The organism is Mycobacterium sp. ELW1, from assembly GCF_008329905.1.
GTDB lineage: Bacteria > Actinomycetota > Actinomycetes > Mycobacteriales > Mycobacteriaceae > Mycobacterium.
Genome location: NZ_CP032155.1, coordinates 3858379 through 3883723, shown reverse-complemented (window position 1 = coordinate 3883723; position 25345 = coordinate 3858379). Strand labels below are relative to the sequence as shown.

Genomic DNA, 25345 nt, shown 5'->3' with positions numbered 1-25345 from the left:
CGGCTACGCGTGCTTGATACTGGCGACACCCGCAACATCTGTGACTCTCAACGCGTATCGGATCCGGGCGTGCAGCTCGATTGCGCCGTTGACGGTCTCACCGGCCACCTCCACACTGGGCATCAGGCTGACCGCCAGGTCCACCGGCTCCTCGCCGGGCGAGGCCTCCGTGGCCGCCCCCTGGGGGATTCGCCGCCTGCGGCCGATGAGAATTAATCGCGTCTTCGGATCGGGCGGGTCGACGTCACTGGCTCGGTGCAAGGCATTGACGTTCGCCACCTGCATGAGCTGCTCGACGATGTTGACGTAGCCACTGATGAACTCGTTGAGCTTCAGCAGTCCCGGCGAGTTGGTGATCAGACACGACGGCGCTCGATAGCCAGCGTTCTCCACATTGATCCGCGCTTCGAGTAGGGGTGGTTGGAGATCTTTGGGATTGATGCTGCCTGTCAAGGGTGGCGTTGCAGTCGCCTTGCCGTAGAGCTTTGGGATGACATCCCCATCGACCTGCTTCGCCAAATCTGTTGCGGCCGCCATCACTGCGGTCAGCAGGGCGTCAGGAGTGGGCGCGTTGGCTTGCGCGAGGGTTACGACGAATTTCGAATCCTTGAAGTCCAGCGGCACGACACCCGGCGGCGAAAGAATGCCGTCCGAGACAAACAACTGGCCGGGATCGCCGGTGTCCCAGTGCGGGATTGTCTGCCAGGCAATGCTCGAATTCGCGAATGTGTCGCGCACGGCCTGATTGGCCAAGGCCAACCGTTCTGCACTCAGATACATGACTACGGACCCCCGACAAGTCGTAGGTATTTGGCCTCGATCATGGCAGACGAAATCGACGCGCACGCAATCAATTCGCCGAATTCCGAAAATGGAGTAGTGAACTACTTGCTCAGGAGAACTATTTCTTGACCGGGGTCCATTTCGCCACGCGTTATCGCATCACAGTGCGCCAAGTGCAACGGCGCAACCGGATCGTCGGGCAGCAACTTTCGGCAGCGTTCGAAGGCGGCGCGGGCCTTTTCGACATCGCCCGCGTCGAACAGGGCGAAGGCCTCGTCGAAGGCGGGCTGAGCCGCACGCTTGGCCTCTCGTAGTGCAATCGAATCCGATTCGTACACTTCATAAATCGTCACCTGCTGGCGCCGGTTGACCACCTTGACCCGTTCCATGCGGCGGACGTCGAATTCGGCCAAGTGGGCAATCCGCGCATGGGTCTGATCGGAGATCAGCAACGCCGAGCCGTAACGCTTGTTGGTGCTCTCGATGCGCGCAGCGAGGTTAACTGCGTCGCCGATGATGGTGAGAACCATGCGGTTGACGCCACCAACCAGGCCGACCCCCACCGTGCCGGTGGTGATCCCGATGCCGGCCCGCAGCTCTGGAGAGCCGAGTGCTTTGCGCTCCTGGTTGTGATCGTGCAAGGAGCGCAGCATGCCCAACCCCGCGCGCACAGCGTCGGGCTCGGACTCGAAGACCGCGACGATCTCGTCGCCGCGCATGTCTTGGACCATGCCGTTGTAGCTGATGATCGGCAATTCCATGGCCCGCAGAAAGTCCGTCGCCAGGTTGCCCGCCTCGGCGACGTTCATATCCTCGATCATCGTGGTGTAGCTACGGATATCGCTGATGAGGACCGTCATCTCGCGTTCGACCCGGTAGCCGCTGCGGACGCGGCGGAGGTCGTCGATGTCGAGGATGCGCAGGAGTTCGTTCGGTACGAATCGCGACTGAACGTCGATCAGCGACTGCCGGTACTCGTCGGCGGCCCGAAGTCGTGCCTCGAGTTGGAAGTTCCACAGCGGAGCCGCTGCTTGCGCACACAAGAACACGACCGCCTGTTCGTGGTCGCCGCTGAAAACTCCTCCAGATTCGCCCTTCTCGGCGTAGATCACACCGATTATGTTGTCGTGCAATCGGATCGGTGATGCTAGGACTGAAGGGGTCGTTGCTGCGCGATCTGCGGCAACGATCACGGGTGATCCATCGTCGATCACTCGACGCACGATCACCGGGTCGTAGGAAACTTCGGTCCATGGGCCGTCCACGATCGAGATGGCGCCACGGTCGTTGATGGCGCGAACTTCCAGGTGTTCGGGCTCGCCGGTGAGGAACAGGACCCGATCCGCGCCGGTGGTGTCCGACACCGAACCCAAAACGATGTTGGCCAGAGTGTCCGCGGTCCGCGCGGCGGACAGGGAGTGGAGTAGCTGGTGCGCCCCGACCGGGTCGATACCGCCTGAACCCGACAGGTCGCGCCGCAGTAGCCAGGGATGCTCCCGTGCCAGCCTGTCGGCGCGCACCACGAAACCCAGGTTCTGCCATCGCTGGTAGGCCCTGCGCAGCATGTGCTCGCCGAGCGTTGCGCGCCCGGTGCCGGCGTAGAGGGCGGCGACCTCCTCGTGGCTGTATGCGCTCACGATCGGAAGTTGGTTCTCCTCGGCGAGCCCGATCGCCTGGTGAAGTAAGCGATCGGCCTTCGTGTTCTGGCCGCGAGCTCGCGCCCACGCCCCCTGAATGAGGGCATAGGGTGCCGCATAGTTGTCCGGTGCGCCCGCCGCCCACTTGCGGTGCAACGTTAGAGCCTGGCGGACAAAGCGGGCGGTCGCGGAATCCTTTGGTGCGGTGTGGATCATGCTGAGCGCGCCGAGTAGGTACACCAGCTGTGAGGCCGGGACCCCGGCCAACCCGTCGATGTGCTCGATGGCCTCATGCGTGGCGGCGGCCGCGCCGGCGTAGTCACCACACCAGAAATGCAGCCCCTGCTTCATGGCCGCGGCCGCGGCGAGGGCCACGGCATCGCCCTCGCGGCGAGCCGCTGGAAGCACGTCTCGCTCGTCGTACCCGCTCTCGCCGGCGAGCAGGAGTGGGTCGGCGCTGCGCCCCATCAGATTGAGGCACAGTTGCTGCACGGCCTGACAGAGGGCACTGGGCACCGGCTGTGAACGGATCTGCGGGATCAGGGATCTGGCGAGGGCGTCGATCTCGGTCAGCGGACGACCAAGCCAGAACGACTGCGAGAGCAGGACCGCGACCAGGAAACCTGCGTTCTCCTGGTCGCCTTGGTCGAGTGCAGCATCCACCGCACTGCGAAGCTCCGCCACGCCGTCGCGGATGGGGTGGCGCCAGTGATGGATGTAGTCCAGGTACATGAAGACGTTCTGCGGACGGGCCTCCCGGAATTCGGGTCGTTCCGCGAGTGCCCGGCCGACCTCGCCGAAGCGCTGGGCGCCAGCGTGGTCGCCGAGCAACACGAGCACGATGCCGTACCCGGTGATGACCACTGGCGAGGAGGGCGTGTGGCCGTGGGCCAGGGTGAGATCGAGTTGTTTTCGCACCAATAGCGGCAGGATGTTCGGCCGTATGAGGACCGCCATGTTGCACAGCTCGGCGAGGATTGGATGAAGCGCGACGACCCGCTCGTCATCGCAGTGCGGCAGCGCCAACAGACGTTCGTTGCTCCAGCGTCGCATCGTGAGTTTCATCCGGACGATCGCGTTGCCCATTCGTGGTTTGCCGGCGTCGGTTGCCACCTGTTCGCCGAGTTGCGCGAGAGCCTGAAGCCCGATTTCGAGCGCATCCTGCAGACGATTCTCGGTCACGCAGCCTTTGAGACGGAGATACGCGATATGCGCCCGGTCCGGCGGCTGGTGCAGGAACTGTTCGGCCTCGTCGAGCAACGTGTTGAGTGTCGTCACATCACCGACGAGCAACGCGGCATCCGCGGCGTCGAGTTGCAGCTCGCGCGTCAGAGCGAAGTCGGTGCTCCAGCGTTGTTCGCCGAGCAGGTCCAGCGCACTGCGGCAGTAACCGAGCGCCAGCGGAAATGAGGCCTGCGCCCGGGCTTTTCGGGCCGCTCGACGCACGACCTCGACGAAGCTCCTGCGTTCGGTCTCGGTCGCCGACCCGAGGCCGGCGATGCCGACATGGCGCGCCGCTTCGAAGACTCGGTCATCGCCCAGCGTGATCAGCCGTCGCCCTATACGCAAGTGGATGGCACGCATATCGTCGGCCGACAGCTCCGCGCGGGCGGCTTCGGCCACGCGATCGTGGCTGAACCGATAGCGGGCATCGTGGCTGATCGCGTTGGTGATCCGTTGCCCGCCTGCGTCAAGCGCCTCGACCAGCCGGAGTTCGAGGCATTCCCACAATGCGCGGGCCACGACATCGGGCGACTGCGCGGCCGCGGCGGTGGCGTCCTCGAGGTCGAATTCGCCCCCGATGCACGCGAGTGAACTCAAGATCTCCCGGTCTGGCGGGCGAAGCTGGTCGAGGTAGCGGCCCAGGAACTCAGCGGTGGTGGCGGACACCTCGATCGAGGTGAGTACGCGCAGGTCCCAGCTCGGGTGGCCACCCGGGCCGACCGGGACCAGCGCGCCTTCGCGTTGGGCCCGGTAGAACAGTTGCCGGACGTGCAGCGGGTTGCCGCCTGTCCGATGGTGAAACTCGGCGGCCACGTCGCCCATCTCCACACTGCGGCCGCAGACATCGGCCAGCAGCTCTTCGATATCGCCGAGGGCCAGAGGTTCGAGCTGGATAGCTTGCAGGCCATCCGATTTCAGGGCGACCCCGGCCGGATCGAACTCGCCCTGCCGGTGGGCGCCGATAACCAGCACGTTGCGCAGCGACACCGTCAACAGCTCAGCCAACAGCAGCAGCGTGTCCCGGTCGGCCCACTGAAGGTCGTCGATCGCCAGCACCACCGGTCGATACGATGCGGTGGCAGCGAGCAGCCGGATGATGGCGCGGTGCAGCTGGTGTCGAGAGTCCGCGGCGTCGAGTTCGGTCGGATTCGCGAATTCGCCTAGAAGCGAGGCCAATTCGGGCACAAGTTCGGTGAGAATGCCCGCGAAACCCGACATCTCGGCGACGAGTTCGGCTTCCCAGCGGGTGCGCTCGGCCGGACCCGTGGCCTGCATGGTGCGCACGATCGAGCCCAGCGCTACGGACAACGCCGAATACGGCGCCGGCGCGTCAGCCCGGCATCTGCCGTAGCCGAAAACACACCCACCCCGGGATGCCTCGATGCCGAAAGCGTGGATCAGCGTCGACTTGCCGACGCCCGGCGCGCCGCTCAGCAGCAGACACGCCCCGCCGGTCCGTCCCGCCGCGTCGACCGCGGCTCGGAGATCGGCGAGCTCGTTCCGGCGGTCGACGACACGGCCGCCGAGATCCAGAACCGGAGTCGTCACGGCCGGAACGACACCTCATGCGGGGCCGTCGGTCCGACGGCACGGTGAGGACATCGCAGGTTGATGTCGAAATGCATGGCCAGACCCCCCGAGGGCAGTGTCATGCATAGTAGTGACGAATCGGCGGTTGCGTGCGCTATCCGCGCCTGGTCAGGGCCGCAGGCCGGAAAGGATCATCTCGGCGAAGACCTCGCCGATTTCGGTCAGTGAGCACCGCCCGCTGGGCGCGTACCACCGATGGATCCAGTTGTGCATGCCGAGGATTCCGTGCGTCACCAGCCGCGGCTCCAGATCGTCGCGGAAAACCCCGGTCCCGACGCCCTCCTCGACGATCGCGAGCAGGGTGCGGGTGTAATCCTCGGCGTTGGTGGTGATGCCGTGGGCATCGGGGATCGCGGCGAGGTGCTGGCTCTCGCTGAACAGCAGGAACAGCTCAGGGTGGTTCTGTAGGTCGTCGACGTAGGAATGCAGTGCAGCACGTAGTTTGACGTCGGCCGGCTCGTCGGATTCCAGTGCAGCACGGCAGTGCCGCGTCATGTCGCGGGCCGGCTCCTCGACGAGGGCGAGTAGCAACTCTTCCTTGGTTCCGACGTAGTAGTAGAGCGAGGCCCGGTTGATGCCGACTTCGGCAGCCACGTCTTCGAGCCGGGCACGGGCAAATCCTTCACGCCGGAAAACCTCGGTGGCGCCGAGAAGGATGCTGCGCCACCGCTCGTTCGACGCCCGGCGATCTGCTGCGCGCCGCTCGATACGGCGCTTGGCGTTGTCGCTGGGCTGGCGTGTGGCTGGGATCGGTCTCGCCCTCCAATCGGGATCGGCTCGCCTAGTCAAAGTACGTCATCAGCCCTGCCACCTGGCTTATCGCGGCCAGGCCGACTCCGAGACCGGACGATCTGACGTCTTTTCTGGACCCGGTGGGCCGGTCGGCCCTACGGTCTTGTGCATGCCGGGAATCGCTGAGATCGCTCTGGGGGCCGCGCCGATCGCCGGCGGGGCGCTACTGGGCGTCGCCGCCGGTAATCTCCGTGGGCCCGACGTGCGCGGCGCCATCAAGGCCGACCTCGAGTTGCTCGACCAGCTGCCCGAGGAGAACGTCGAGCTGCGCGCCAGGCTGCGCCAGAGCATCGACGCGCGGATCGTGGACCTCATCGACGCCACCGAGAAAAGCCGTGAGCTGCGCGAGATCGCCACGTCGTACAAGGGCAATTGGCGCGACATCGTGGTCTTCGTCTGCGCGGTGCTGTTCACCATCGTGTGGTGGAACGTGCCGCACAGCCGAACCAATTGGCTGGTGATGTTCGTGTTCCTGATCCTGCTGTCCGGTGTCGTCGCGGTCTACGCGTCGCGCGGCGTCATCCGGGCGCTGGCCAGCCTGCGCCACTCCCGCCACAAGGACGACTCAGCGGGGTAGGTGGGCCCCGAAGAAGTCCCTCATCGCGTCCCAGTGCCGACCGGCGGCGGCCTCGTCGTAGGGCCCGTTGTCGGGCACCGCGAAGCCGTGGGCGGCGGGGTACCACTCGATGGTGTGGTCGACGCCGGCCGCTGTCAGCGCCTTGTCCAAGGTGTCGGACTGGGCTGTGGTGAAGGAGGCGTCGTCCTGAGCTCCGCCGACATAGACCGCCGCCGTGATCTGGTCGGCCAGCAGATGCGGGCTGTCCCGGTCCTCGGAGGCCAGCCCGCCGCCGTGAAACGACATCGCGGCGGCCACGCGTTCGGGTACCCGCCCCGCGACCGTCAGTGACGTGCGGCCACCCATGCAGTAGCCGGTGGTGCCGAACGCCTCGCCCGTCACCTCGGGGCGGCCGGCGAGGTAGTCGAAGAACGCCCGCGCATCGGCGGCCATCGCATCGGGCGTGACACTGCCGATCATCGAGAACAGCCGCTGCCGCTCGGCCTTGTCGCTGAACACCGTCTCCATGTCGAACGGCGCCCAATCGCCGCTGCGGTAGTACACGTCGGGCACCAACACCACGTACCCCAGGTCGGCCAGCTGGGCCGCCATGTCGACAAACGTGGCACGGGTGCCGCCGGCGTCGGGATACATGATCACACCCGGCCACGGGCCCTGCCCGTCGGGAACGGCGAGGATGACCGGACAGGTTCCATCGGCAGTGGTGACGGTGTCAGAGATGGTCGGCATGGCTTCGTTTGTACTCTCTGCCTGCGGACGTAAGCTGAGCGGCGTGCCGATCGCCACGCCGTACGAGGATCTGCTGCGACTTGTGCTCGAGCAGGGCACGCCGAAATCTGATCGCACCGGTACCGGCACCCGCAGTCTGTTCGGCCACCAGTTGCGCTACGACCTGTCGGCCGGTTTCCCGCTGATCACCACCAAGAAGGTGCACCTGAAGTCGGTGGTCTACGAGCTGCTGTGGTTCCTGCGTGGCGAATCCAACGTCGAATGGCTGCAGCAGCACGGTGTGACCATCTGGGACGAATGGGCTTCTGCCACCGGCGATCTCGGACCGGTGTACGGGGTGCAGTGGCGGTCGTGGCCGACCCCGTCAGGTGAGCACGTCGACCAGATCAGCGCCGCGCTGGACCTGCTGCGCACCGACCCGGACAGCCGCCGGATCATCGTTTCGGCGTGGAACGTCGGCGAGATCCCGCAGATGGCACTGGCCCCGTGTCATGCGCTGTTCCAGTTCTACGTCGCCGACGGGCGGCTGAGCTGCCAGCTCTACCAGCGCAGCGCCGACCTGTTTCTCGGGGTTCCGTTCAACATCGCCAGCTACGCGCTGCTCACCCACATGATGGCCGCCCAGGCCGGACTGGCGGTCGGCGACTTCGTCTGGACCGGCGGTGATTGCCACATCTACGACAACCACGTCGAGCAGGTCACCGAACAGTTGAGCCGCGACCCTCGCCCGTACCCTGAATTGGTTCTCGCTCAACGCGATTCGATCTTCGACTACACCTATAACGATGTCGAGATCCGCAATTACGATCCACACCCGGCGATCAAAGCGCCGGTCGCCGTATGACGATTGGCCTGATCTGGGCGCAGTCGACCTCTGGTGTCATCGGCCGCGACGGCGGCATTCCCTGGCGGCTTCCGGAGGACCTGGCCCGCTTCAAGGAACTCACGATGGGACACACCGTCGTGATGGGCCGGCGCACCTGGGAATCGCTGCCCGGCTCGGTGCGGCCGCTGCCGGGCCGGAAAAATGTCGTACTCACCCGGCAGGCTGACTACATGGCGCACGGAGCGACGGTGGTGGGCACGCTGAACGACGTGCCCGATGACGACATGTGGGTGATCGGCGGTTCGGAGGTCTACCACCTCGCCCTCGCGGTGGCGAACCGCTGCGAGGTGACCGAGGTGGAGATCGACCTGCGCCTCGAGGACGAGGACGCCTTGGCTCCGGCTCTCGACGAATCGTGGGTCGGCACGTCGGGGGACTGGCAGGACAGCAGTTCGGGTCTGCGCTACCGGTTCCACACCTTCGTTCGGGCATGACCCGGCTTTCTGTCGACCAAGCCCGCCGGATCGCCGTCGCCGCTCAGGGCCTGGCCGAACCCGCACCGCGCGGACCCGTCACCCGCGCGCACCTGCGCCGGCTCATCGCACGCATCCAGGTCTTGCAGCTCGACTCGGTGTCGGTGGCCGTGCGCGCGCATTACGCGCCGGTGTTCAGCAGGCTCGGCCCCTACGATCGCAGCGTCCTCGACGCCGCGGCGTGGAGCCACACTGCCCGGGCGCCGCGGCTGCTGGTCGAGTATTGGGCGCATGAGGCCGCGCTGATGGCGGTTGAGGACTGGCCGCTGATGCGTTGGCGGATGCGGGAATACGCCCACGGCCGCTGGGGCCAGGAGATCGTCAAGAAGAACCCGCGTCTGGCCGACAATGTTCTGGCTGCCGTCGACGAACTCGGACCGAGTACGGCCGGCCAGATCGAAGCGCACCTGGAAGGGGAACGCGCGCGGCGCAAGGGTCCGTGGTGGGATCGCAGCGACACCAAGTGGGTGGCCGAGGCGCTGTGGTCGTCGGGAGCACTGACGACCGCGACGCGAATCGGGTTCGCCCGGCACTACGACCTGACCGAGAAGGTGTTGCCGCCGCATGTGCTGGCCCGCGAGGTCGACGATGACGAGGCGGTGCGGGAGTTGGTGCAGCGCGCCGCCGGTGCGCTCGGGGTGGCCACCGAACCCGATCTGCGTGACTATTTCCGGCTGAGTCCCAAGCAGAGCAAGCCCGCGGTCGCCGCGCTGGTGGCCGAGGGTGCTCTCGAAGCGGTCGAGGTCGACGGCTGGTCTGCGCCGGCGTACCTGGCGCCGGGTGTGGTGGTGCCCCGGGTGGATCGCGGCACGGCGCTGTTGTGCCCGTTCGACCCGCTGATCTTCTTCCGCCCGCGCCTCGAGCGACTCTTCGGTTTTCATTACCGCATCGAGATTTACACACCTGAACCCAAGCGGCAGTTCGGCTATTACGTGTGGCCGTTCCTGCTCGACGGGCGCCTCGTCGGACGTGTCGACCTCAAGGCTGACCGTGCCAACGACGCGCTCAACGTGGTCGGAGCATTCACCGAGCCAGGCCAGGACCCGACATTCGTGGCATCGCAGATGGCTGCCGAACTGCAGAGCATGGCCGCCTGGCTCGGGTTGGGCAACGCCACGGTCGGCACACGCGGCGACCTGGTCGGGGCGCTGTCCGCGGCGCTGTAGGCGCCCAGATCGCCGCTATGGTTGTGGCTTTCGGCGATCAGCAGCCATGGTGTCGATCTCGCTGCGGGTGATCCTCGTCAGTCAAATCGCTGTGCCAGGCTCTTCTTGTCGATCTTCTCGCCGGGAAGCGTCGGCAGGGCGGTGGTGCTGATATGCCACCGAGTCGGAATCGCGAAGTGCGCCAGCACATCCGACACGTAGGCACGGAGTTCATCCTCGGTCGGTGCCGCATCGCCCGCGCGGTGGACAACCACCGCCGCGAGCTCCTCGCCGAGGCCCGGGTGCGGCAGTCCGATGGCGGCGACCTCGACAACCGCCGGATGGGAGGACAGGGCGGCTTCCACGTGGCCGCACCCGATGTTCTCGCCACCCCGGATGACGATGTCCTTGGCGCGCCCGTCGATGAACAGGTAGCCGTCCACCAGATGGCCGAGATCGCCGGTGTGCAGCCAGCCCTCGTCATCGACAGTGCCGTCGTCGATACCGACATAGCCGTTCATCACTGTTGGTGAGCGCGCGAGGATCTCGCCGACTCCGTCGGCATCCGGCCGGTCGATGGCGAGCTCCACGACCGGGTAGGGCCGTCCGACGGTGCCCGGATATTGCTCCAGATCGCGGCCTGTCGCGGAGGTCAGGAATCCACCGGCTTCGGTCATGCCCCAGGTGTTTCCGAGTCCCCGGCCGGCGAGCTGAGGCAGCCGGATCCGCATCCGGTCCAGCAGCGCGGTGGGTACGGCCGCCCCGCCGAGCGGGAACGAACGCAGCGTCGACAGATCGAACGAGTCGAAGTCCGGGTGCTCGAGCACCCGGATCGCCATGGTCGGAACGCCACCCCAACTGTGCACACCCTCGCGTTCGATCAGCCCGAGTATCTGACCGGCGTCGAACCGGCCTTCGGGAATGACCACCCGGCCGCCGGTGAGGTAGTTGCTCAACAGATTCGAGAGCCCGCCGACGTGGAACATTGGGGTGCTTGCCAGCGAGACCGACTGCGGGGCATCAGGATTAAGCTGATGCGGCAGGCGTTTGGTCATCGCCAGCACGTTGTGCTGGTTGGCGATCACAGCGCGCCGGGACAGTTCGACCGCCTTGGGCAGCCCGGAGCTGCCCGAGGTGAACAGGATCGCCGAGGTCACATCGGGATCCGCGATTTCCGATGAGCCGACCGCGGGGGACGCGAGCCGGCCGTCGGCGAATTCACCGACGTCCCGTGTCCTCGCCGGCGCCACCCCCGGCAGGGACGTGTCGGCGATGATGAGATGCGGATCGAGCAGATCGATGGCGTGGTCCACCTCGGCCTGCTTCCACCAGCGATTGGCGAGTACCGGGACAGCGCCGCTGCGCCACACCGCCCACAGGGCGACAACCCAGGCCGGACTGTTGTAGGCGTACAGCATGATTCGGTCGCCGGGCTGGACGCCGTCATCCCGGAGGGTCGCGGTACCGGCGTTCACCGCCTCGGTGAACGCGGCGAACGTCATACGGTGCTGGCCATGCACCAGAAAGGTGCGCTCGGCCCAGCGCTGCGTGTCGGCGAATACCTGCGCGAATGTGGTTGGCCGAGGGGAGTACTGCAGGCCCCGGTGACCGGCGTAGCCGGCGGCGTCAATATCGCTTCCCCAGCGCACGTCCGGCATCTGACTCCTTTTGGCAATCGCATCCCTGCGACATCACTACCATCAGGGGCAATCACGATCACAGCTTGGGGGCGCGGGGACAAGTGCACGGCATCGGCCTGTGGTGGCGACAACCCGACCACTACGACTGGCTGACGTCCTACCTGAAAGCGCGCCATCTCCTGACGTTCATGCGCTGGCTGATGTTCACCGTCCTGGCGACCATCGCCGCCGCCACCGCGCTGGCACTGGCCAGCCCCTCGGGTCCGCAAACCCCGGCGCAGCGGATTGCCACCTGCGTGGCCAGCGCGGTGCTGGCCGCGATAGCCGCGTCGTACCTCTTCCGATGGCCCACTCGCTTTCAGTCGCAGGTGTTTTCGATCGCGGGTAATGCGTGCATTGCGGTGGGCGTGCTGGCCGAATCCGACCCGCGTACCGCGATGATCGGTGCGGTCGCCTTCGTCGGCCTGGCCGGATACGTCGCCTTCTTCCACACCGCACCGTTTCTGGTCCTGACCCTTGGAACAGGCGTGGCGACCGCCGCCGTCAGCGCCGCACGGATCGCCATGGCGGGCGATACGGCGATGGCGGTGGCCAAGTTGCTGATCCTGTGCGGCGGGATATTGGCGGTGCCCTTCTGCGGTCAGGTGATCGTGCACTGGTTGTCGGTCGACTCGCTGAAGTCCTCGACCGACACGCTCACCGGGTTGCCGAACCGGCGCGGCTTCTTCCGGTCGGCGCAGACCCTGTTGCGGCACGCCGACTACCGATCGCGGCCGTACTTCACGATCGCCATGATCGACCTCGACGGCTTCAAGAGGCTCAACGACACCTTGGGCCACCCGACCGGGGACCGGGTTCTGGTTGCTGTCGCCGACAGCCTCAGAGACGTCAGCGGAACCAACACCGCGATCGCCCGGGTCGGAGGCGAGGAATTCCTGTTCGCGCAGCTGTCCACTCCGGAGCAGGCCCGGGAGAGCACCGAAGAACTGCGCGCGGCCATCGCTGCCGCGCCGTGGGGCGTGACCGCCAGTTTGGGTTTGGCGTCGACGGTGATCCGCGCGCCCGCGCTGAAACCGCTCGATCTGATCGAATGGCTGATCGCGCGGGCCGATGCCGCCATGTACGAGGCCAAACGCAGCGGCGGGAATCAGATTCGCTATGCCGGGGACCTGACGGGTGACGGGTCAGAGGCGCATTAAGGTGAGCCCGTGGCCGAGACCGCGCCGCTGCGCGTGCAGCTGATCGCCAAGACGGAGTTCCTGGCGCCCGCCGACGTGCCGTGGGACACCGACGCCGACGGCGGCCAGGCGCTTGTCGAGTTCGCCGGCCGGGCCTGCTACCAGAGCTGGTCCAAGCCGAACCCCCGGACCGCGACCAACGCGTCGTACCTCAAGCACATCATCGACGTCGGCCACTTCTCGGTGCTCGAGCACGCATCGGTGACCTTCTACATCACCGGCATCTCCCGGTCCTGCACCCATGAGCTGATCCGGCACCGGCATTTCTCGTACTCCCAGCTGTCTCAGCGGTACGTCCCGGAGAACGAGGCCCAGGTGGTCGTCCCACCCGGGCTGGAGGACGACCAGGAGTTGCGCCAGATCCTGCTCGAGGCCGCCGATGCCAGCCGTGCCGCCTACCTGGAGCTGCTCACCCGACTGGAAGCCAAATTCGCTGACCAGCCGAACGCCGTCCTGCGCCGCAAACAAGCCAGGCAGGCGGCCCGCGCGGTCTTGCCCAACGACACCGAGACCCGCATCGTGGTGAGCGGCAACTATCGGGCCTGGCGGCACTTCATCGCCATGCGGGCCAGTGAACATGCTGACGTCGAGATTCGCCGCCTGGCCATTGCCTGCCTGCGGGAACTCAGCGACGCCGCGCCCGCCGTCTTCGCCGATTTCGAGATCACCGAACTGGCCGACGGCACGGAGGTCGCGACGTCCCCGCTGGCGACAGAGGTCTGAGCGGAACGGGTAATCTAGATGTCCGTGAGCACCAGCGGAATCGATGTCAGCGCCCAGTTGGGCACCGTACTGACCGCAATGGTGACTCCGTTCAAGCCCGACGGCACGATCGACACGGTCGCCGCGGTGCGGGTGGCCACCCACCTCGTCGACTCCGGATGCGACGGGCTGGTGCTGTCCGGCACCACCGGGGAGTCGCCGACCACCACCGACGACGAGAAGCGAGCGTTGCTTGCCGCAGTGCTCGAGGCGGTCGGTGACCGGGCCCGCATCATCGCCGGCGCCGGCACCTACGACACCGCCCACAGCGTGCATCTGGCCAAGACCGCGGCCGCCGAGGGGGCGCACGGTCTGCTCGTCGTCACGCCGTACTACTCGCGCCCGCCGCAGGCCGGTCTGATCGCGCACTTCACCACCGTCGCCGACGCCACCGACCTGCCGGTGATCCTGTACGACATCCCGCCGCGCTCGGTCGTCCCGATCGAGTGGGACACCATGCGCACGCTGGCGGCGCACCCCAACATCGTGGCGGTCAAGGACGCGAAGGCCGATCTGCACGGTGGCGCGCAGATCATGGCCGAGACCGGACTGGCCTACTACTCCGGCGACGACGCTCTGAACCTGCCGTGGCTGGCGATGGGTGCGGTCGGCTTCGTCAGCGTGTGGGGCCATGTGGCGGCAAGTCAGCTGCGAGACATGCTGAGCGCCTTCAACTCCGGTGACATCGCCACCGCGCGCAAGATCGCCGTGACGCTGGCGCCGCTGAACGCCGCTCAGACTCGTCTGGGCGGAGTCACGTTCGCCAAAGCCGGGCTCCACCTGCTGGGCATCGACGTGGGTGACCCGCGGTTGCCGCAGGTGCCGGCCACCGCCGAGCAGCTCGACGAGCTGGCCGCCGACCTGCGCGCAGCGGGCGTACTCCGATGAGTCTGTCGCCGGCCCGGCGGCTCCGGCGATGAACGAGCAGCTCTCACCTCCCGGGCCGCTGGCCCCGGGAGGTCTGCGTGTGACCGCACTGGGCGGCATCAACGAAATCGGCCGGAACATGACCGTTTTCGAGCATCTCGGCCGGCTGCTGATCGTCGACTGCGGGGTGCTGTTCCCCAACCACGACGAACCCGGCGTCGACCTGATCCTGCCGGACCTGCGACACATCTCCGACCGCCTCGACGACATCGAGGCGCTGGTCCTGACCCATGCCCATGAAGACCACATCGGCGCGATCCCGTACCTGCTCAAAATGCGGGCAGACATTCCGGTGGTGGGCTCCAAGTTCACCCTCGCGCTGGTGGCCGCCAAGTGCCGCGAGCACCGGATCAACCCGGTGTTCGTCGAGGTCGCCGAGGGTCAGCGCAGCAGCCACGGAGTGTTCGAATGTCAGTACTTCGCGGTCAACCACTCCATCCCCGACGCACTCGCGATCGCCATCCACACCGGAGCCGGCACCGTCCTGCACACCGGTGACATCAAACTCGACCAGTTGCCGCCCGACGGCCGCCCCACCGACCTGCCCGGCATGTCCCGCCTCGGCGACGCCGGGGTGGACCTGTTCCTGTGTGACTCGACCAACTCCGAAATCCCCGGCGTAGGACCCTCGGAAAGCGAGGTCGGACCCAACCTGCACCGGCTGATGCGCAATGCCGAGGGGCAGCGGATCATCGTGGCCTGCTTCGCCTCCAATGTCGATCGTGTGCAGCAGATCGTCGACGCCGCAATCGCATTGGGCCGGCGGGTGTCGTTCGTCGGCCGCTCGATGCTGCGCAATATGGCGATCGCCCGCGAGTTGGGCTTCCTGCATGTCGAGGATCGCGACGTCGTCGACATCGCGATGGCCGAGGAGATGACGCCCGGGCAGGTGGTGTTGATCACCACCGGTACGCAGGGCGAGCCGATGGCGGCGCTGTCCCGGATGTCGCGCGGAGAGCACCGCAGCATCACGGTCACCTCCGACGACCTGATCATCCTGTCCTCGTCGCTGATCCCCGGCAACGAGGAGGCCGTCTACGGAGTGATCGACGACCTGGCCAAGATCGGCGCCAGGGTGGTCACCAATCAGCAAGTACGAGTTCATGTTTCGGGCCACGCCTACGCCGGGGAGCTGCTGTTCCTCTACAACGGGGTACGGCCGCGCAACGTGATGCCGGTGCACGGCACCTGGCGGATGCTGCGCGCCAACGCCAAGCTGGCCGCGCGCAGCGGCGTGCCCGAGGAGAACATCGTGGTGGCCGAGAGCGGCGTCAGCGTCGATCTGGTCGGCGGCCGGGTCTCGATCGCCGGCGCGGTTCCGGTCGGCAAGATGTTCGTCGACGGCCTGATCATGGGCGACGTCGGCGAGGCGACCCTGGGCGAGCGACTCATCCTGAGTTCGGGATTCATCGCCGCCACGGTGGTGCTGAACCGCGAGACCGGGCGCTCGGCAGCCCCGCCGCAGCTGCATTCGCGCGGCTTCTCCGAGGACCCCAAGGCCTTGGAGCCCGCTGCCCGCAAGGTCGAAGCCGAGCTGGAAAAACTTGCCGCCGAGAATGTCACCGACCCGGTGCGCATCGCGCAGACGGTGCGGCGCACGATCGGAAAGTGGGTGGGGGAGACCTACCGCCGCCAGCCGATGATCGTGCCGACGGTCATCGAAATCTGACGGGCCCGCCCCATCCCCGGATAAGCTCTCCTGCTTATGACGGGCTCCGCGCGGGGCGGAAACTATCGGGCACTGCTCACGCAGGGGACGTTCTTCAAGGTAGGCGTCCAAGTCAGCAGTATCTCGGCCGTCATCCCCTACATCGCCGACCAACTCGGCAGTCCCGGCGTCGTGGTGGCACTGCTGATGCCGGCGTTCACCGTCGGAACGCTGCTGGGAAGTGTGCTCGGGCCCAAGGTGTTACGACTCACCGACTCGGTCACCGGATTGCTGGTCGGAGTTGCGCTGACGCAGGCCGCGCTCACCGCACTGGTCGCACTCGACATCGCGCTGGCGCCTCCCTGGCTGTTCGCGTATCCGTTGCTGCTGGCCTGCCTGCTCATCGGCACCGTCACCGGCAGCTCGCAGGTGGTCTCGCCGATGGCCATGTCGGCGCTGCTGTCGGCCCAGCAACGTGGCGACGTCATGCTCAAGCAAGCCGGATACAGTGGCGCGCTGGTGGTTCTGATCACCGCCTTCACCGCGGGACGCCTGCTGCCCAATTCACCTCGATGGCACGACGCCGATCTGCTGTGGATCTCGGTGGCGGCCATGGTGTTAGGTGCCCTGTGCTGCGCGACACTGCGAACGCCGAGCGTGCAGCTGGCGACGGGACCGACCCGCATGGTCGACACGTTGCGGCAAGGACGCTCGCAGCTGCGGACCAATCGGTGGCTGCGGCGTTTCCTGACAACGAATCTGGTGTTCATCCCAGTGATCCTGACGCCCACCTTCTATGCCATCTACGCGGCCGAATTCCTCAGCGCCACCATCAATGTCGACCAGTTCCTGGTGTTCGTCGGTGTCGGCCTGCTCGCCGGAATTCCGCTGTGGCGGGTAGTTCGCCGCAATCACGGAGCCCGCGGTGTCTATCTGTGCAGCGCGTTGATCAGCATGGCTGCAGCGGCCCTGTGCATCGCCTCGCAGCAGTGGCATGTCGTGCCGGGGCTGTGGGCGTTCGGCCCTGCGATGCTGCTCTCGGCGGTCGCCAACCAGGCGCTGCTGCCCGCCGCCTACGACTGGATCTTCGACCACGCCGACAATGCGGTTGCGGCCGTACTGATCAGCTGCACCCATATCGTCATCAGCCTGGGAATGATCGTCGCCGGATTCAGCCTGGGCATCATCGCCGAAGGGGCGCCCGCGGTCTGGCCGCTCGTCACGATGCTGGCGCTCACCGTCGCCGCCGCGTTCTCCGCGGTGCTGGTCCCGCGGATTCAGCGGGAGAGCAGCCAGGAGACCGCGCGGTCCCGATAGGCGGCCAGTCCCTTGTATTCGACCATGTCGTACGGCAATTCGGCCAACACCGCGGCGGTGCGCACACGCCACTGGTCAACAGTCGCGATATCGGCCAGCGGCAGCATGTAGCTGCGGATCAGAAAGCAGATCGCACCTGACTCGGGCAGCCGGATCAGATGCTGGACCTCCACCCGCAGATGAATGAGCCGGCCGAACGTGTCGTCGTCGACAGCGTCCAGGTGCGCGCGATCGGGCAGCCACTGCGGGAACGCTTCGGTAGACACGTCGAGCCGCCTGCCGACAGTCATCGACCAGTTGGTCCGGCGGTAGATGCCGCCGGCCTGCAATCGCATCAGGAATTCCCGGGCCCGGGTGATCACCCCGGTCTCACGTAGCCGGGGCACCGGTCCGTGAATATCCAGGAATGTCATCCCGACGTCGAAGCCGAACGACCAGCCCGCGGCGAACGTGACCACCCCGGCGTCGGCGAACAGGTCGCCGTCACGCTGGTCGAGCAGCACGATGTCCTCCTGCACCTGACCGGCGATATAGGCCAGCGGATCGCACGGCAGGCTTGATTCGTCGCCGACCACGAATTCCTGGGTGATACCGAGTAATTCGTTGCGCCAACACCCGGTGTCGCCGTCGCGGCTCAGGGACATCGTCGCCGGATACGAGCGGGCGAGCTCGGTCATCAACGTCAGCATGGTGTCCCAGCACGCGACTCGCATGTGCGGCAACACCGCATGCCGGGATGGATCGGCGGCCAGGATGCGGCGGCGTTCGGCGAGTTCGCGGGTGTACTCGCTGTCGATGTCCACCACCGGCTCACCCCACTGACCGGTCGCGGTTCTCACCACTGCACGCGCGGGCGCGATGTTGGTGCTGTACCGGTAGGAGTCGGCTGTATACGGGAACGGAAAGCACGCAACCAGATCCGGTGCCGACACCAGCTCGCTCACAGGTCCAACTCCACCCGGCCGGAGCCGCGCGAGACGCAGGCCATCATCGAGTGGCGTCGCTCATCGTCGGTGAGGAAGAGGTCGCGGTGCAGCGCGGACCCGCCGCGCACCGGTACCCGGCATTCACCGCAGACACCCTGCCTGCACAGATTGGGGATGACATGTCCGTGAGCGGTCAACGACTCCAGCAGTGAGACACCCGATTCGACGGTGAAAATGCTTCCATCGGAGGACAGTTCGACCTCGAACGGATCGCCGGGTGCCAACTCCCCGCCGAAGTGTTCGATGTGGATGCGGCTTGGAGGCCAGCCGAGCCCGGTGGCGACCGCGACGACGTCGTCGATGAACTGGGGTGGACCGCAGAGATAGGCGTGCGTGCCGAAGGGCTGGGTGGCCAGCGTCGTGGTCACCTCGGCCAGGAAGGCCGCCCGGTCGGTGAAGAACGAGGCGTTCTCGCTCAGCGAGCGGATCTCGTCGACGTACGCGCCGCGTCCCTCACGAAAGATGTACAGCAGCCGCACATCCCGGCCCCAGCGTCGCGCGCTGCGCAGATGCGACACCATCGGGGTGATCCCGATCCCGGCGGCGATCAACAGGTGTCGCCGGGCGCGCAGAACGGGGGCGAAGGCGCTGCGCGGCGGGTGAACGACGACAGCGTCGCCCACGCTCAGTTCGCGGTGAATCCACCGCGAGCCGCCGCGGCCCGCACGGCATTCCAGCACCGACACCACATAGTCGCGGGGCGCAGCACTCTCCCCGGTCAACGAATAGGCGTTGGCCCCGCCGGCGCATTCGATCACCACGTGGCTACCGGGCGTGAACGACGGCAGCACCGCACCGTCGGCGTGGGCCAGGGTCAGAGTCCTGATCCCGGGCACGGTGTCGTCGATTGCGACGACGTGCAACGTCAGCCCGGTCATGGCGTCGCGTCGGCGGTCATCGCGAATCCGAGGTGGGCACCCATCCGCCGAGACACGTGGTAATACACGAACAGTCGGCGTGCGCAGCCGGGGCAGGTGATCTCCTCGGCCAATCCCGTCGCAGCCGTGGCGGTGATGCGGCAGTGTGCGCAGTAGACCTCGCGGGTGGCCACTTCGGTACTCGCGACGGTGATTTCGTCATCAGCGGCGCCGAATTCGAAGGCGCGGGCGCGGATGCGGAGACACGCGTGCGCGGGGCCGGCCAGCAGAAGCCGCCACCCGACCACGGCATCCTCGAGGTCGGCGTCCAGCGCGGCACACGCCGCATCGGCGTCGGCCACCTGGTGCACCCGGGGCCGGGCGTCCGGATGGACGGCGCAGATCTCGTCGACCCACCGTGCGGCGATGGCGGCCGCGTCAATGCCAACGGCGAGCACCGTCCAGTGCCGGCCGGTGAGATCGGCCGCCGGACAAGTTGGTTCGACGGCCCAGGCCGGGACGCTGGTGAGCTCCAGATCGGGTGTCATCGTCACCCGATCGTAAGTGCTAACGCTTGTTCGTGAACCCCGCGTCGACGGGCAACGCGACTCCGGTGACATAGCGGCCCGCGTCCGACACCAGGTAGTACACCGCGTTGGCGACGTCCTCGGGTTCCAGCGTCTGGACCGGCAACGCGTTGGTCATGTCCGGGCCGCCGAAGTTCTGTTGGGCGATGCCTTCGAGCCAGGAACGGGTGAACTCGTTGTCGATCATCGGGGTGTTCACCCCGGCCGGATGTACCGAGTTGACCCGAATATTGAATGCGGCAAGGAAATTCGCGTACGCCCGCATCAGGCCCACCACACCGTGCTTGGCGACGGTGTAGCCCAGCGATCCCGCGACCGGCGCACCGATGCCGACCAGGCCGGCCACCGAACTGGTCAGCACGATCGCACCGCCGTCGCCCTGCTTGATCATCGGCTTCATCGCCACGTCGACGGTGTGATAGACCCCGGTGAGGTTGACGTCGATGACGTCCTGCCACGCGCCGTCGTCAGCCATCGGGGCGATCCCGGCGTTCGCGATCACGATGTCGAGCCGGCCCAGTTCCTCGATGCCCTGGTACATGGCATTCTTCAACGCCGTCCGGTCGCGGACGTCGGCCTCGCGGGCGACGATCCGCGCACCGCTGTCCTCGACGAGCTTGACGGTGGCCGCCATGTCCTCCGGCGTGGCCATCGGGTAGGGGACGCTGGCGATCTGGTCGCAGAGGTCCACCGCGATGATGCTGGCACCCTCCGATGCCAGCTTCACCGCATGCGCGCGGCCCTGGCCGCGGGCCGCGCCGGTGATCAGCGCGACCTTGCCGTCGAGTTCCCCCATGGCTTAGGGGCGGACCTGGCCCTTGGCCGGATCGCCGGCCGGGATGGGGGTGAGCATCTTGATGTCGGGGGCGCCGTCGAGGTGCTCGCCGATCTCGCCGAACAGCGCGGTCACGCCGGGCGCGGTGCTGTGGGTCTTGAGTGCGTCCTCGTCGGCCCACTGCTCGACGAACACGAAGGTCTTGTCGCCTTCGTGGACGGCGTACAGGTCGCAGCCGGGCTCGTCATGGACCGCTGCGACGGCCTTCTTGCAGGCCTCGCGCACGGCGTCGACGGATTCGGGCTTGACGGTGAAGCTGGCTACGACGACCACGGGCATGAGCGGAGCTCCTCAGCTCTTCGGGACAAGTGTGACGGCGCTTACGTTAGCCCGGCTTTGTAATGCCACGAGACGGGGTCCCGGTCAGCGGCGCGGGGTGCCCGAAATCGACCTCAGCCGGCGTTGGTCGCAGTCTGGCAACGACGCGCCGTGGAACGGGTGTTGCGGATGGTGCAGATGGGGCACATGCGACTAGGCTTGCCCGCATGGCGAACAAGACGGCCGCTCGCTCAAGCGCGCGAACGACCAGGTCAAAGGGTGCGACGCGGTCGGCCAAGCCGGCCCCGCGGCGCAAGCCCGCCAAGAAGCGCACCTCCTCGCCGGTTGCCACCGCGGCCGCGACCGGGGGACGCGCTGCGCGGGCGACCTGGCTGATGTTGGCCAAGGGGGCGGGCTCGACCGCCCGATCGGTCGGTCGGGCCCGCGACATCGAGCCGGGGCATCGCCGTGACGGCATCGCGCTGGGGCTGCTGGCTGTCGCGGTCGTGATCGCGGCCAGTTCGTGGTTCGACGCCGCTCGGCCGGTCGGCGCCTGGATCGACTCGGTGCTGCGGACATTGGTCGGCGGAGCCGTGGTTCTGCTGCCCGTCATCATCTGCGCCATCGCTGTCCTTCTCATGCGCACCGAACCCAATCCCGACGCGCGGCCCCGCCTGATCCTGGGGTGCGCGATGGTCGCCCTGCCGGTCTTGGGTCTGTGGCATCTCTGGTCGGGTGCGCCACAGGACCCCGCGGCGCGGCAACGCGCAGCAGGTTTCATCGGCTTCGCGATCGGCGGACCACTGTCCGACGGGCTGACCCCGTGGATCGCCACACCGTTGCTGATCATTGCCGCGCTGTTCGGGCTGCTGCTGCTGACGGGCACGACGATCCGTGAGGTGCCCGACACGCTCTACGCGATGTTCAGCACGCGCGGCCACTACGACGATGACGACGAGTACTACGACGACGAGGAGCCCGAGGACCGCGAGGGCATCGCCCCCGCCGAGCCGGACGACTTCTCCGACGGCTACTACGACGATCCGCGGTCGTACACCGACGAGGCGACGGCCTGGCCGGGCGCGGAGGGGCCGGTCGGCACACCGCTGGACAACTATCCGCTCGACGAGGATGCGCCGACGGTGCCCGAGCCGGTGAAGGCGCGGCGCAAGAAGGCAACTCCGAAGCCGGAGCCCACGCCGGACACCGCCACGCAGGAGACCAAGGTCCTGGATCGCGTGGTCGAGGGCCCGTACACGCTGCCGTCGCTGGATCTGCTGGTGGCCGGCGACCCGCCGAAGCGACGCAGCGCGGCCAACGACCAGATGGTGGAGCGGATTTCATCGGTCCTGCAGCAGTTCAAGGTCGACGCCGCGGTGACCGGCTGCACCAGGGGCCCGACGGTGACGCGCTACGAGGTCGAACTCGGCCCCGGCGTCAAGGTCGAGAAAATCACTGCGCTGCAACGCAATATCGCCTACGCGGTGGCCACCGAAAGTGTCCGCATCCTCGCGCCGATCCCCGGCAAGTCCGCTGTGGGCATCGAAGTGCCGAACACCGACCGTGAAATGGTCCGGCTGGCAGACGTTCTCACCGCGCCGTCCACCCGCGGCGACCACCGCCCGCTGGTGATCGGGCTGGGCAAGGACATCGAGGGGCACTTCGTCTCGGCGAATCTGGCCGATATGCCGCACCTTCTCGTGGCCGGCTCCACCGGCTCGGGTAAGTCCAGCTTCGTCAACTCGATGCTGGTGTCGCTGCTGGCGCGTGCCACCCCTGAAGAAGTGCGGATGATCCTCATCGACCCGAAGATGGTGGAACTCACGCCGTACGAAGGCATTCCGCACCTGATCACGCCGATCATCACCCAGCCCAAGAAGGCGGCCGCAGCGCTGGCGTGGCTGGTCGAAGAGATGGAGCAGCGCTACCAGGACATGCAGGCCTCCCGCGTGCGGCATATCAAGGATTTCAACGCCAAGGTGCGCTCCGGGGAGATCACGGCCCCGCTGGGCAGCCAGCGCGTCTACAAGCCGTACCCGTTGATCCTGGCCGTCGTCGACGAGCTCGCCGACCTGATGATGACCGCGCCACGCGACGTCGAGGAAGCCATCGTGCGCATCACCCAGAAAGCCCGCGCGGCCGGCATCCACCTGGTGCTCGCCACCCAGCGGCCATCGGTCGACGTCGTCACCGGTCTGATCAAGACCAACGTGCCGTCGCGACTGTCCTTCGCGACGTCGTCGCTGACCGACAGCCGGGTCATCCTCGATCAGCCGGGCGCCGAGAAGCTGATCGGCATGGGCGACGGTCTGTTCCTGCCGATGGGCGCCTCCAAGCCGGAGCGGTTGCAGGGTGCCTACGTCAGCGACGAGGAGATCCACGCCGTCGTGCAGGCCTGCAAGGACCAGGCCGAGCCCGAATACACCGAGGGCGTGACCGCCGCCAAGCCGAGCGGCGAGCGCACCGACGTCGACCCCGATATCGGCGACGACATGGACGTCTTCCTGCAGGCCGTCGAACTCGTGGTGTCCTCGCAGTTCGGCTCGACGTCGATGCTGCAGCGCAAATTGCGGGTCGGCTTCGCCAAGGCCGGCCGGCTCATGGACCTGATGGAGACCCGCAATATCGTCGGGCCCTCAGAAGGCTCCAAGGCCCGTGAGGTTCTGGTCAAGCCCGACGAACTGGCCGCCACGCTGATGCTGATCCGTGGTGGCAGCGCCGACGAGGACGACGACGAGGACGAGGACTTCTAGCCGCCGAGATCGACGTTTCGCAGCGATCTACTCGCATAATCACCGCGAAACGTCGGTTTGGGCGTCAGAGCTTGAGCAACATCCGGGTGTTGCCGAGGATGTTCGGCTTGACGTACGACAGGTCGAGGAACTCGGCGACACCGATGTCGTAGGACCGGCACATCTCGTCGTACACCTCGGAGGTGACCGGGGTGCCCTCGATCTCGGCGAAACCGTGCCGGGCGAAGAACTCCGTCTCGAAGGTCAGCACGAACAGCCGCTGCAGTTGCAGCTCGCGGGCGACCGTGAGCAGCTGGTCGACGATCGTGTGGCCGATACCGCGGCCCTTGACCTTCGGGTCGACGGCGACTGTGCGAACCTCGCCGAGGTCGGCCCACAGGACGTGCAGCGCCCCGCACCCGACGACCTCGCCGTCAACCTCGGCCACCCAGAATTCCTGGACCGCCTCATAGAGGGTGACCAGGTTCTTCTCCAACAGGATGCGGCCCGCATAGATGTCGACCAGACGCTTGATATCGGCGACGTCCGAGGTGCGGGCGCGGCGGACGACGACATCGGAGCTCACGGGTGCAGAGTATCGGCCGTGAGGCGCCCGGCTGCCAACCGATATTCTGTTTGCCGTGTCGGGACAACCGCAAACCGGTCCGGCGGTCCCGCGCGTGCGGGTCGCCAACTTAGCCAACTTCCTGACCGGTATCCGTCTGGTTCTGGTCCCGATCTTCCTGCTGTTCCTGTTCGCCGGTGACGGCCACGAAACGGGCAGCCGCCTAACGGCTTTCATCATCTTCGCGGTGGCGGTCATCACCGACCGGCTCGACGGTTCCCTGGCGCGCACCTACGGGATGGTCACCGAATTCGGCAAGCTGGCCGACCCGATCGCCGACAAGATGCTGATCGGCGCCGCCCTGATCGGGCTGTCGATGCTCGGCGACCTGCCGTGGTGGGTGACGGTGGTCATCCTGATCCGCGAGCTCGGCATCACGGTGCTGCGCTTCGCGGTGCTGCGGCGTGGGGTCATCCCCGCCAGCCGCGGGGGCAAGGTCAAGACGCTGGTGCAGGCCGTCGCGATCGGACTGTTCGTGCTGCCGTTGCACAACTGGCCGCCGACCTGGCACATCGTGGCCTGGGTGACCATGTGGGCGGCCATCGTGTTGACCGTGGCGACCGGGGTCGACTACGTGGTCTCGGCGATCAAGGACTCCCGTGAGCGAACCGCTGGCCGATGACGGGGCCCGCTCGCTGGTCGCCCTGCTGACCGCGCGCGGCGAGACCGTGGCGACCGCGGAGTCGTTGACCGCCGGTCTGCTGGCGGCGACGCTGGCCGGGGTGCCCGGAGCCAGCACGGTGCTCAGCGGCGGGCTGGTCACCTACACCGTCGAGACCAAGATCGCGCTGGCAGGCGTGCCTCGGCAGCTGCTCGACGATGTCGGGCCCGTCGCGGCTCCGACGGCCGCCGCGCTGGCCGAAGGGGCGCGCGATCGCTGTCAGGCGACCTGGGGCGTCGGCCTCACCGGGGTGGCCGGGCCGGAACCGCACGGCGGGCACCCGGTCGGCACCGTGTTCCTGGGGCTGGCCGGTCCCGGGCCGACGGAGGTCGCCGAGCTGCGGCTGGCCGGCTCACGCTGGGATATTCGGCTGGCGGCCGTGCACCAGGCGATCGGGCGGCTGCATCAGTGTGTCGAGCAAGCCTGAGGTTTCTGG

Annotated in this window: 23 protein-coding genes; 12 read left to right on the top strand and 11 right to left on the bottom strand. The window is 67.0% G+C overall.

Annotated features, from left to right (window positions below; translation table 11 throughout):
* Positions 1 to 3 precede the first annotated feature (3 nt).
* The 3 genes from D3H54_RS18410 to D3H54_RS18400 all read right to left on the bottom strand — a co-directional run bounded on the left by D3H54_RS18410 (position 4) and on the right by D3H54_RS18400 (position 5891).
* Positions 4 to 846, bottom strand: a complete 843-nt coding sequence (locus D3H54_RS18410) for a hypothetical protein (protein ID WP_286198920.1) — start codon at positions 844 to 846, stop codon at positions 4 to 6.
* 38 nt (positions 847 to 884) lie between these two features.
* Complete coding sequence (locus D3H54_RS18405; RefSeq protein WP_149380271.1) at positions 885 to 5192, bottom strand: AAA family ATPase; 4308 nt, start codon at positions 5190 to 5192, stop codon at positions 885 to 887.
* Between the two features lie 150 nt (positions 5193 to 5342).
* Complete coding sequence (locus D3H54_RS18400) at positions 5343 to 5891, bottom strand: TetR/AcrR family transcriptional regulator (protein WP_286199296.1); 549 nt, start codon at positions 5889 to 5891, stop codon at positions 5343 to 5345.
* Positions 5892 to 6135: 244 nt separating this feature from the next.
* Between D3H54_RS18400 and D3H54_RS18395 the strand changes: the two genes are divergently transcribed.
* On the top strand, positions 6136 to 6603 hold the full coding sequence (locus D3H54_RS18395; RefSeq protein WP_149380270.1) for a hypothetical protein: 468 nt from the start codon (positions 6136 to 6138) through the stop codon (positions 6601 to 6603).
* Here the strand turns inward: D3H54_RS18395 and D3H54_RS18390 are convergent.
* Entirely contained in the window at positions 6592 to 7332 is a 741-nt protein-coding gene (locus tag D3H54_RS18390; RefSeq protein WP_149380269.1) for a dienelactone hydrolase family protein, read from the bottom strand. The genes D3H54_RS18395 and D3H54_RS18390 overlap by 12 nt on opposite strands.
* Positions 7333 to 7375: 43 nt before the next feature.
* On the opposite strand from D3H54_RS18390, the gene D3H54_RS18385 reads away from it, so the two are divergent.
* The 3 genes from D3H54_RS18385 to D3H54_RS18375 are packed head-to-tail and all read left to right on the top strand — an operon-like array spanning position 7376 to position 9857.
* A complete protein-coding gene (locus D3H54_RS18385) occupies positions 7376 to 8176 on the top strand; it encodes a thymidylate synthase (protein ID WP_149380268.1) in 801 nt (266 codons plus the stop codon).
* A complete protein-coding gene (locus D3H54_RS18380; protein WP_149380267.1) occupies positions 8173 to 8652 on the top strand; it encodes a dihydrofolate reductase in 480 nt (159 codons plus the stop codon). Before D3H54_RS18385 ends, D3H54_RS18380 begins: the two co-directional genes overlap by 4 nt.
* Positions 8649 to 9857 carry a winged helix-turn-helix domain-containing protein gene (locus tag D3H54_RS18375; protein WP_149380266.1) on the top strand — a complete coding sequence of 403 codons (1209 nt, stop codon included), beginning with the start codon at positions 8649 to 8651 and terminating at the stop codon, positions 9855 to 9857. Before D3H54_RS18380 ends, D3H54_RS18375 begins: the two co-directional genes overlap by 4 nt.
* 77 nt (positions 9858 to 9934) lie before the next feature.
* Here the strand turns inward: D3H54_RS18375 and D3H54_RS18370 are convergent, their stop codons facing one another.
* On the bottom strand, positions 9935 to 11494 hold the full coding sequence (locus tag D3H54_RS18370; protein ID WP_149380265.1) for a class I adenylate-forming enzyme family protein: 1560 nt from the start codon (positions 11492 to 11494) through the stop codon (positions 9935 to 9937).
* A gap of 65 nt (positions 11495 to 11559) precedes the next feature.
* Between D3H54_RS18370 and D3H54_RS18365 the strand changes: the two genes are divergently transcribed.
* From D3H54_RS18365 to D3H54_RS18345, 5 genes are read left to right on the top strand one after another with little or no spacing between them, the layout of a single operon-like run.
* Positions 11560 to 12675 (top strand): GGDEF domain-containing protein, encoded by a 1116-nt coding sequence (locus tag D3H54_RS18365; RefSeq protein WP_168214906.1) that lies wholly within the window; start codon positions 11560 to 11562, stop codon positions 12673 to 12675.
* Positions 12676 to 12684: 9 nt separating this feature from the next.
* Positions 12685 to 13437, top strand: a complete 753-nt coding sequence (gene thyX, locus D3H54_RS18360; RefSeq protein ID WP_149380263.1) for an FAD-dependent thymidylate synthase — start codon at positions 12685 to 12687, stop codon at positions 13435 to 13437.
* 24 nt (positions 13438 to 13461) lie between these two features.
* The gene (dapA, locus tag D3H54_RS18355) at positions 13462 to 14364 is read left to right on the top strand and encodes a 4-hydroxy-tetrahydrodipicolinate synthase (protein ID WP_149380262.1); all 903 of its coding nucleotides are present in this window, start codon (positions 13462 to 13464) and stop codon (positions 14362 to 14364) included.
* Between the two features lie 28 nt (positions 14365 to 14392).
* Positions 14393 to 16072, top strand: a complete 1680-nt coding sequence (locus D3H54_RS18350; RefSeq protein WP_149380261.1) for a ribonuclease J — start codon at positions 14393 to 14395, stop codon at positions 16070 to 16072.
* A gap of 36 nt (positions 16073 to 16108) precedes the next feature.
* Positions 16109 to 17368 (top strand): MFS transporter, encoded by a 1260-nt coding sequence (locus D3H54_RS18345; protein WP_149380260.1) that lies wholly within the window; start codon positions 16109 to 16111, stop codon positions 17366 to 17368.
* Here D3H54_RS18345 and D3H54_RS18340 read toward each other — a convergent pair.
* The 5 genes from D3H54_RS18340 to D3H54_RS18320 are packed head-to-tail and all read right to left on the bottom strand — an operon-like array spanning position 17329 to position 20912.
* Positions 17329 to 18303, bottom strand: a complete 975-nt coding sequence (locus D3H54_RS18340) for a heme-dependent oxidative N-demethylase family protein (protein WP_149383612.1) — start codon at positions 18301 to 18303, stop codon at positions 17329 to 17331. The genes D3H54_RS18345 and D3H54_RS18340 overlap by 40 nt on opposite strands.
* A gap of 5 nt (positions 18304 to 18308) precedes the next feature.
* The gene (locus tag D3H54_RS18335; RefSeq protein ID WP_149380259.1) at positions 18309 to 19232 is read right to left on the bottom strand and encodes a PDR/VanB family oxidoreductase; all 924 of its coding nucleotides are present in this window, start codon (positions 19230 to 19232) and stop codon (positions 18309 to 18311) included.
* Positions 19229 to 19759, bottom strand: coding sequence for a dimethylamine monooxygenase subunit DmmA family protein (locus D3H54_RS18330; RefSeq protein WP_149380258.1), 531 nt, complete (start codon positions 19757 to 19759; stop codon positions 19229 to 19231). The genes D3H54_RS18335 and D3H54_RS18330 overlap by 4 nt, the downstream gene beginning before the upstream one ends.
* A 19-nt stretch (positions 19760 to 19778) precedes the next feature.
* Positions 19779 to 20594, bottom strand: coding sequence for a mycofactocin-coupled SDR family oxidoreductase (locus tag D3H54_RS18325; protein ID WP_149380257.1), 816 nt, complete (start codon positions 20592 to 20594; stop codon positions 19779 to 19781).
* Positions 20595 to 20597: 3 nt separating this feature from the next.
* Positions 20598 to 20912, bottom strand: coding sequence for a putative quinol monooxygenase (locus tag D3H54_RS18320; RefSeq protein WP_149380256.1), 315 nt, complete (start codon positions 20910 to 20912; stop codon positions 20598 to 20600).
* Between the two features lie 206 nt (positions 20913 to 21118).
* Between D3H54_RS18320 and D3H54_RS18315 the strand changes: the two genes are divergently transcribed.
* The gene (locus tag D3H54_RS18315; protein WP_149380255.1) at positions 21119 to 23644 is read left to right on the top strand and encodes an FtsK/SpoIIIE family DNA translocase; all 2526 of its coding nucleotides are present in this window, start codon (positions 21119 to 21121) and stop codon (positions 23642 to 23644) included.
* Positions 23645 to 23708: 64 nt separating this feature from the next.
* Here D3H54_RS18315 and D3H54_RS18310 read toward each other — a convergent pair whose 3' ends face one another.
* Complete coding sequence (locus D3H54_RS18310; RefSeq protein ID WP_102806535.1) at positions 23709 to 24209, bottom strand: amino-acid N-acetyltransferase; 501 nt, start codon at positions 24207 to 24209, stop codon at positions 23709 to 23711.
* 55 nt (positions 24210 to 24264) lie between these two features.
* Between D3H54_RS18310 and pgsA the strand changes: the two genes are divergently transcribed.
* Positions 24265 to 24870 carry a CDP-diacylglycerol--glycerol-3-phosphate 3-phosphatidyltransferase gene (gene pgsA / locus D3H54_RS18305; RefSeq protein ID WP_149380254.1) on the top strand — a complete coding sequence of 202 codons (606 nt, stop codon included), beginning with the start codon at positions 24265 to 24267 and terminating at the stop codon, positions 24868 to 24870.
* Entirely contained in the window at positions 24848 to 25336 is a 489-nt protein-coding gene (locus tag D3H54_RS18300) for a CinA family protein (protein WP_149380253.1), read from the top strand. Before pgsA ends, D3H54_RS18300 begins: the two co-directional genes overlap by 23 nt.
* Positions 25337 to 25345 lie beyond the last annotated feature (9 nt).

Excerpts from the sequence above, each read along its gene's own strand:
- D3H54_RS18370 (WP_149380265.1), bottom strand. The coding sequence starts at position 11,494 with ATGCCGGACGTGCGCTGGGGAAGCGATATTGACGCCGCCGGCTACGCC.
- D3H54_RS18330 (WP_149380258.1), bottom strand. The coding sequence starts at position 19,759 with ATGACACCCGATCTGGAGCTCACCAGCGTCCCGGCCTGGGCCGTCGAA.
- D3H54_RS18320 (WP_149380256.1), bottom strand. The coding sequence starts at position 20,912 with ATGCCCGTGGTCGTCGTAGCCAGCTTCACCGTCAAGCCCGAATCCGTC.
- D3H54_RS18325 (WP_149380257.1), bottom strand. The coding sequence starts at position 20,594 with ATGGGGGAACTCGACGGCAAGGTCGCGCTGATCACCGGCGCGGCCCGC.
- D3H54_RS18335 (WP_149380259.1), bottom strand. The coding sequence starts at position 19,232 with ATGACCGGGCTGACGTTGCACGTCGTCGCAATCGACGACACCGTGCCC.
- D3H54_RS18345 (WP_149380260.1), top strand. The coding sequence starts at position 16,109 with ATGACGGGCTCCGCGCGGGGCGGAAACTATCGGGCACTGCTCACGCAG.
- D3H54_RS18350 (WP_149380261.1), top strand. The coding sequence starts at position 14,393 with ATGAACGAGCAGCTCTCACCTCCCGGGCCGCTGGCCCCGGGAGGTCTG.
- D3H54_RS18395 (WP_149380270.1), top strand. The coding sequence starts at position 6,136 with ATGCCGGGAATCGCTGAGATCGCTCTGGGGGCCGCGCCGATCGCCGGC.
- D3H54_RS18375 (WP_149380266.1), top strand. The coding sequence starts at position 8,649 with ATGACCCGGCTTTCTGTCGACCAAGCCCGCCGGATCGCCGTCGCCGCT.
- D3H54_RS18315 (WP_149380255.1), top strand. The coding sequence starts at position 21,119 with ATGGCGAACAAGACGGCCGCTCGCTCAAGCGCGCGAACGACCAGGTCA.
- D3H54_RS18390 (WP_149380269.1), bottom strand. The coding sequence starts at position 7,332 with ATGCCGACCATCTCTGACACCGTCACCACTGCCGATGGAACCTGTCCG.
- D3H54_RS18380 (WP_149380267.1), top strand. The coding sequence starts at position 8,173 with ATGACGATTGGCCTGATCTGGGCGCAGTCGACCTCTGGTGTCATCGGC.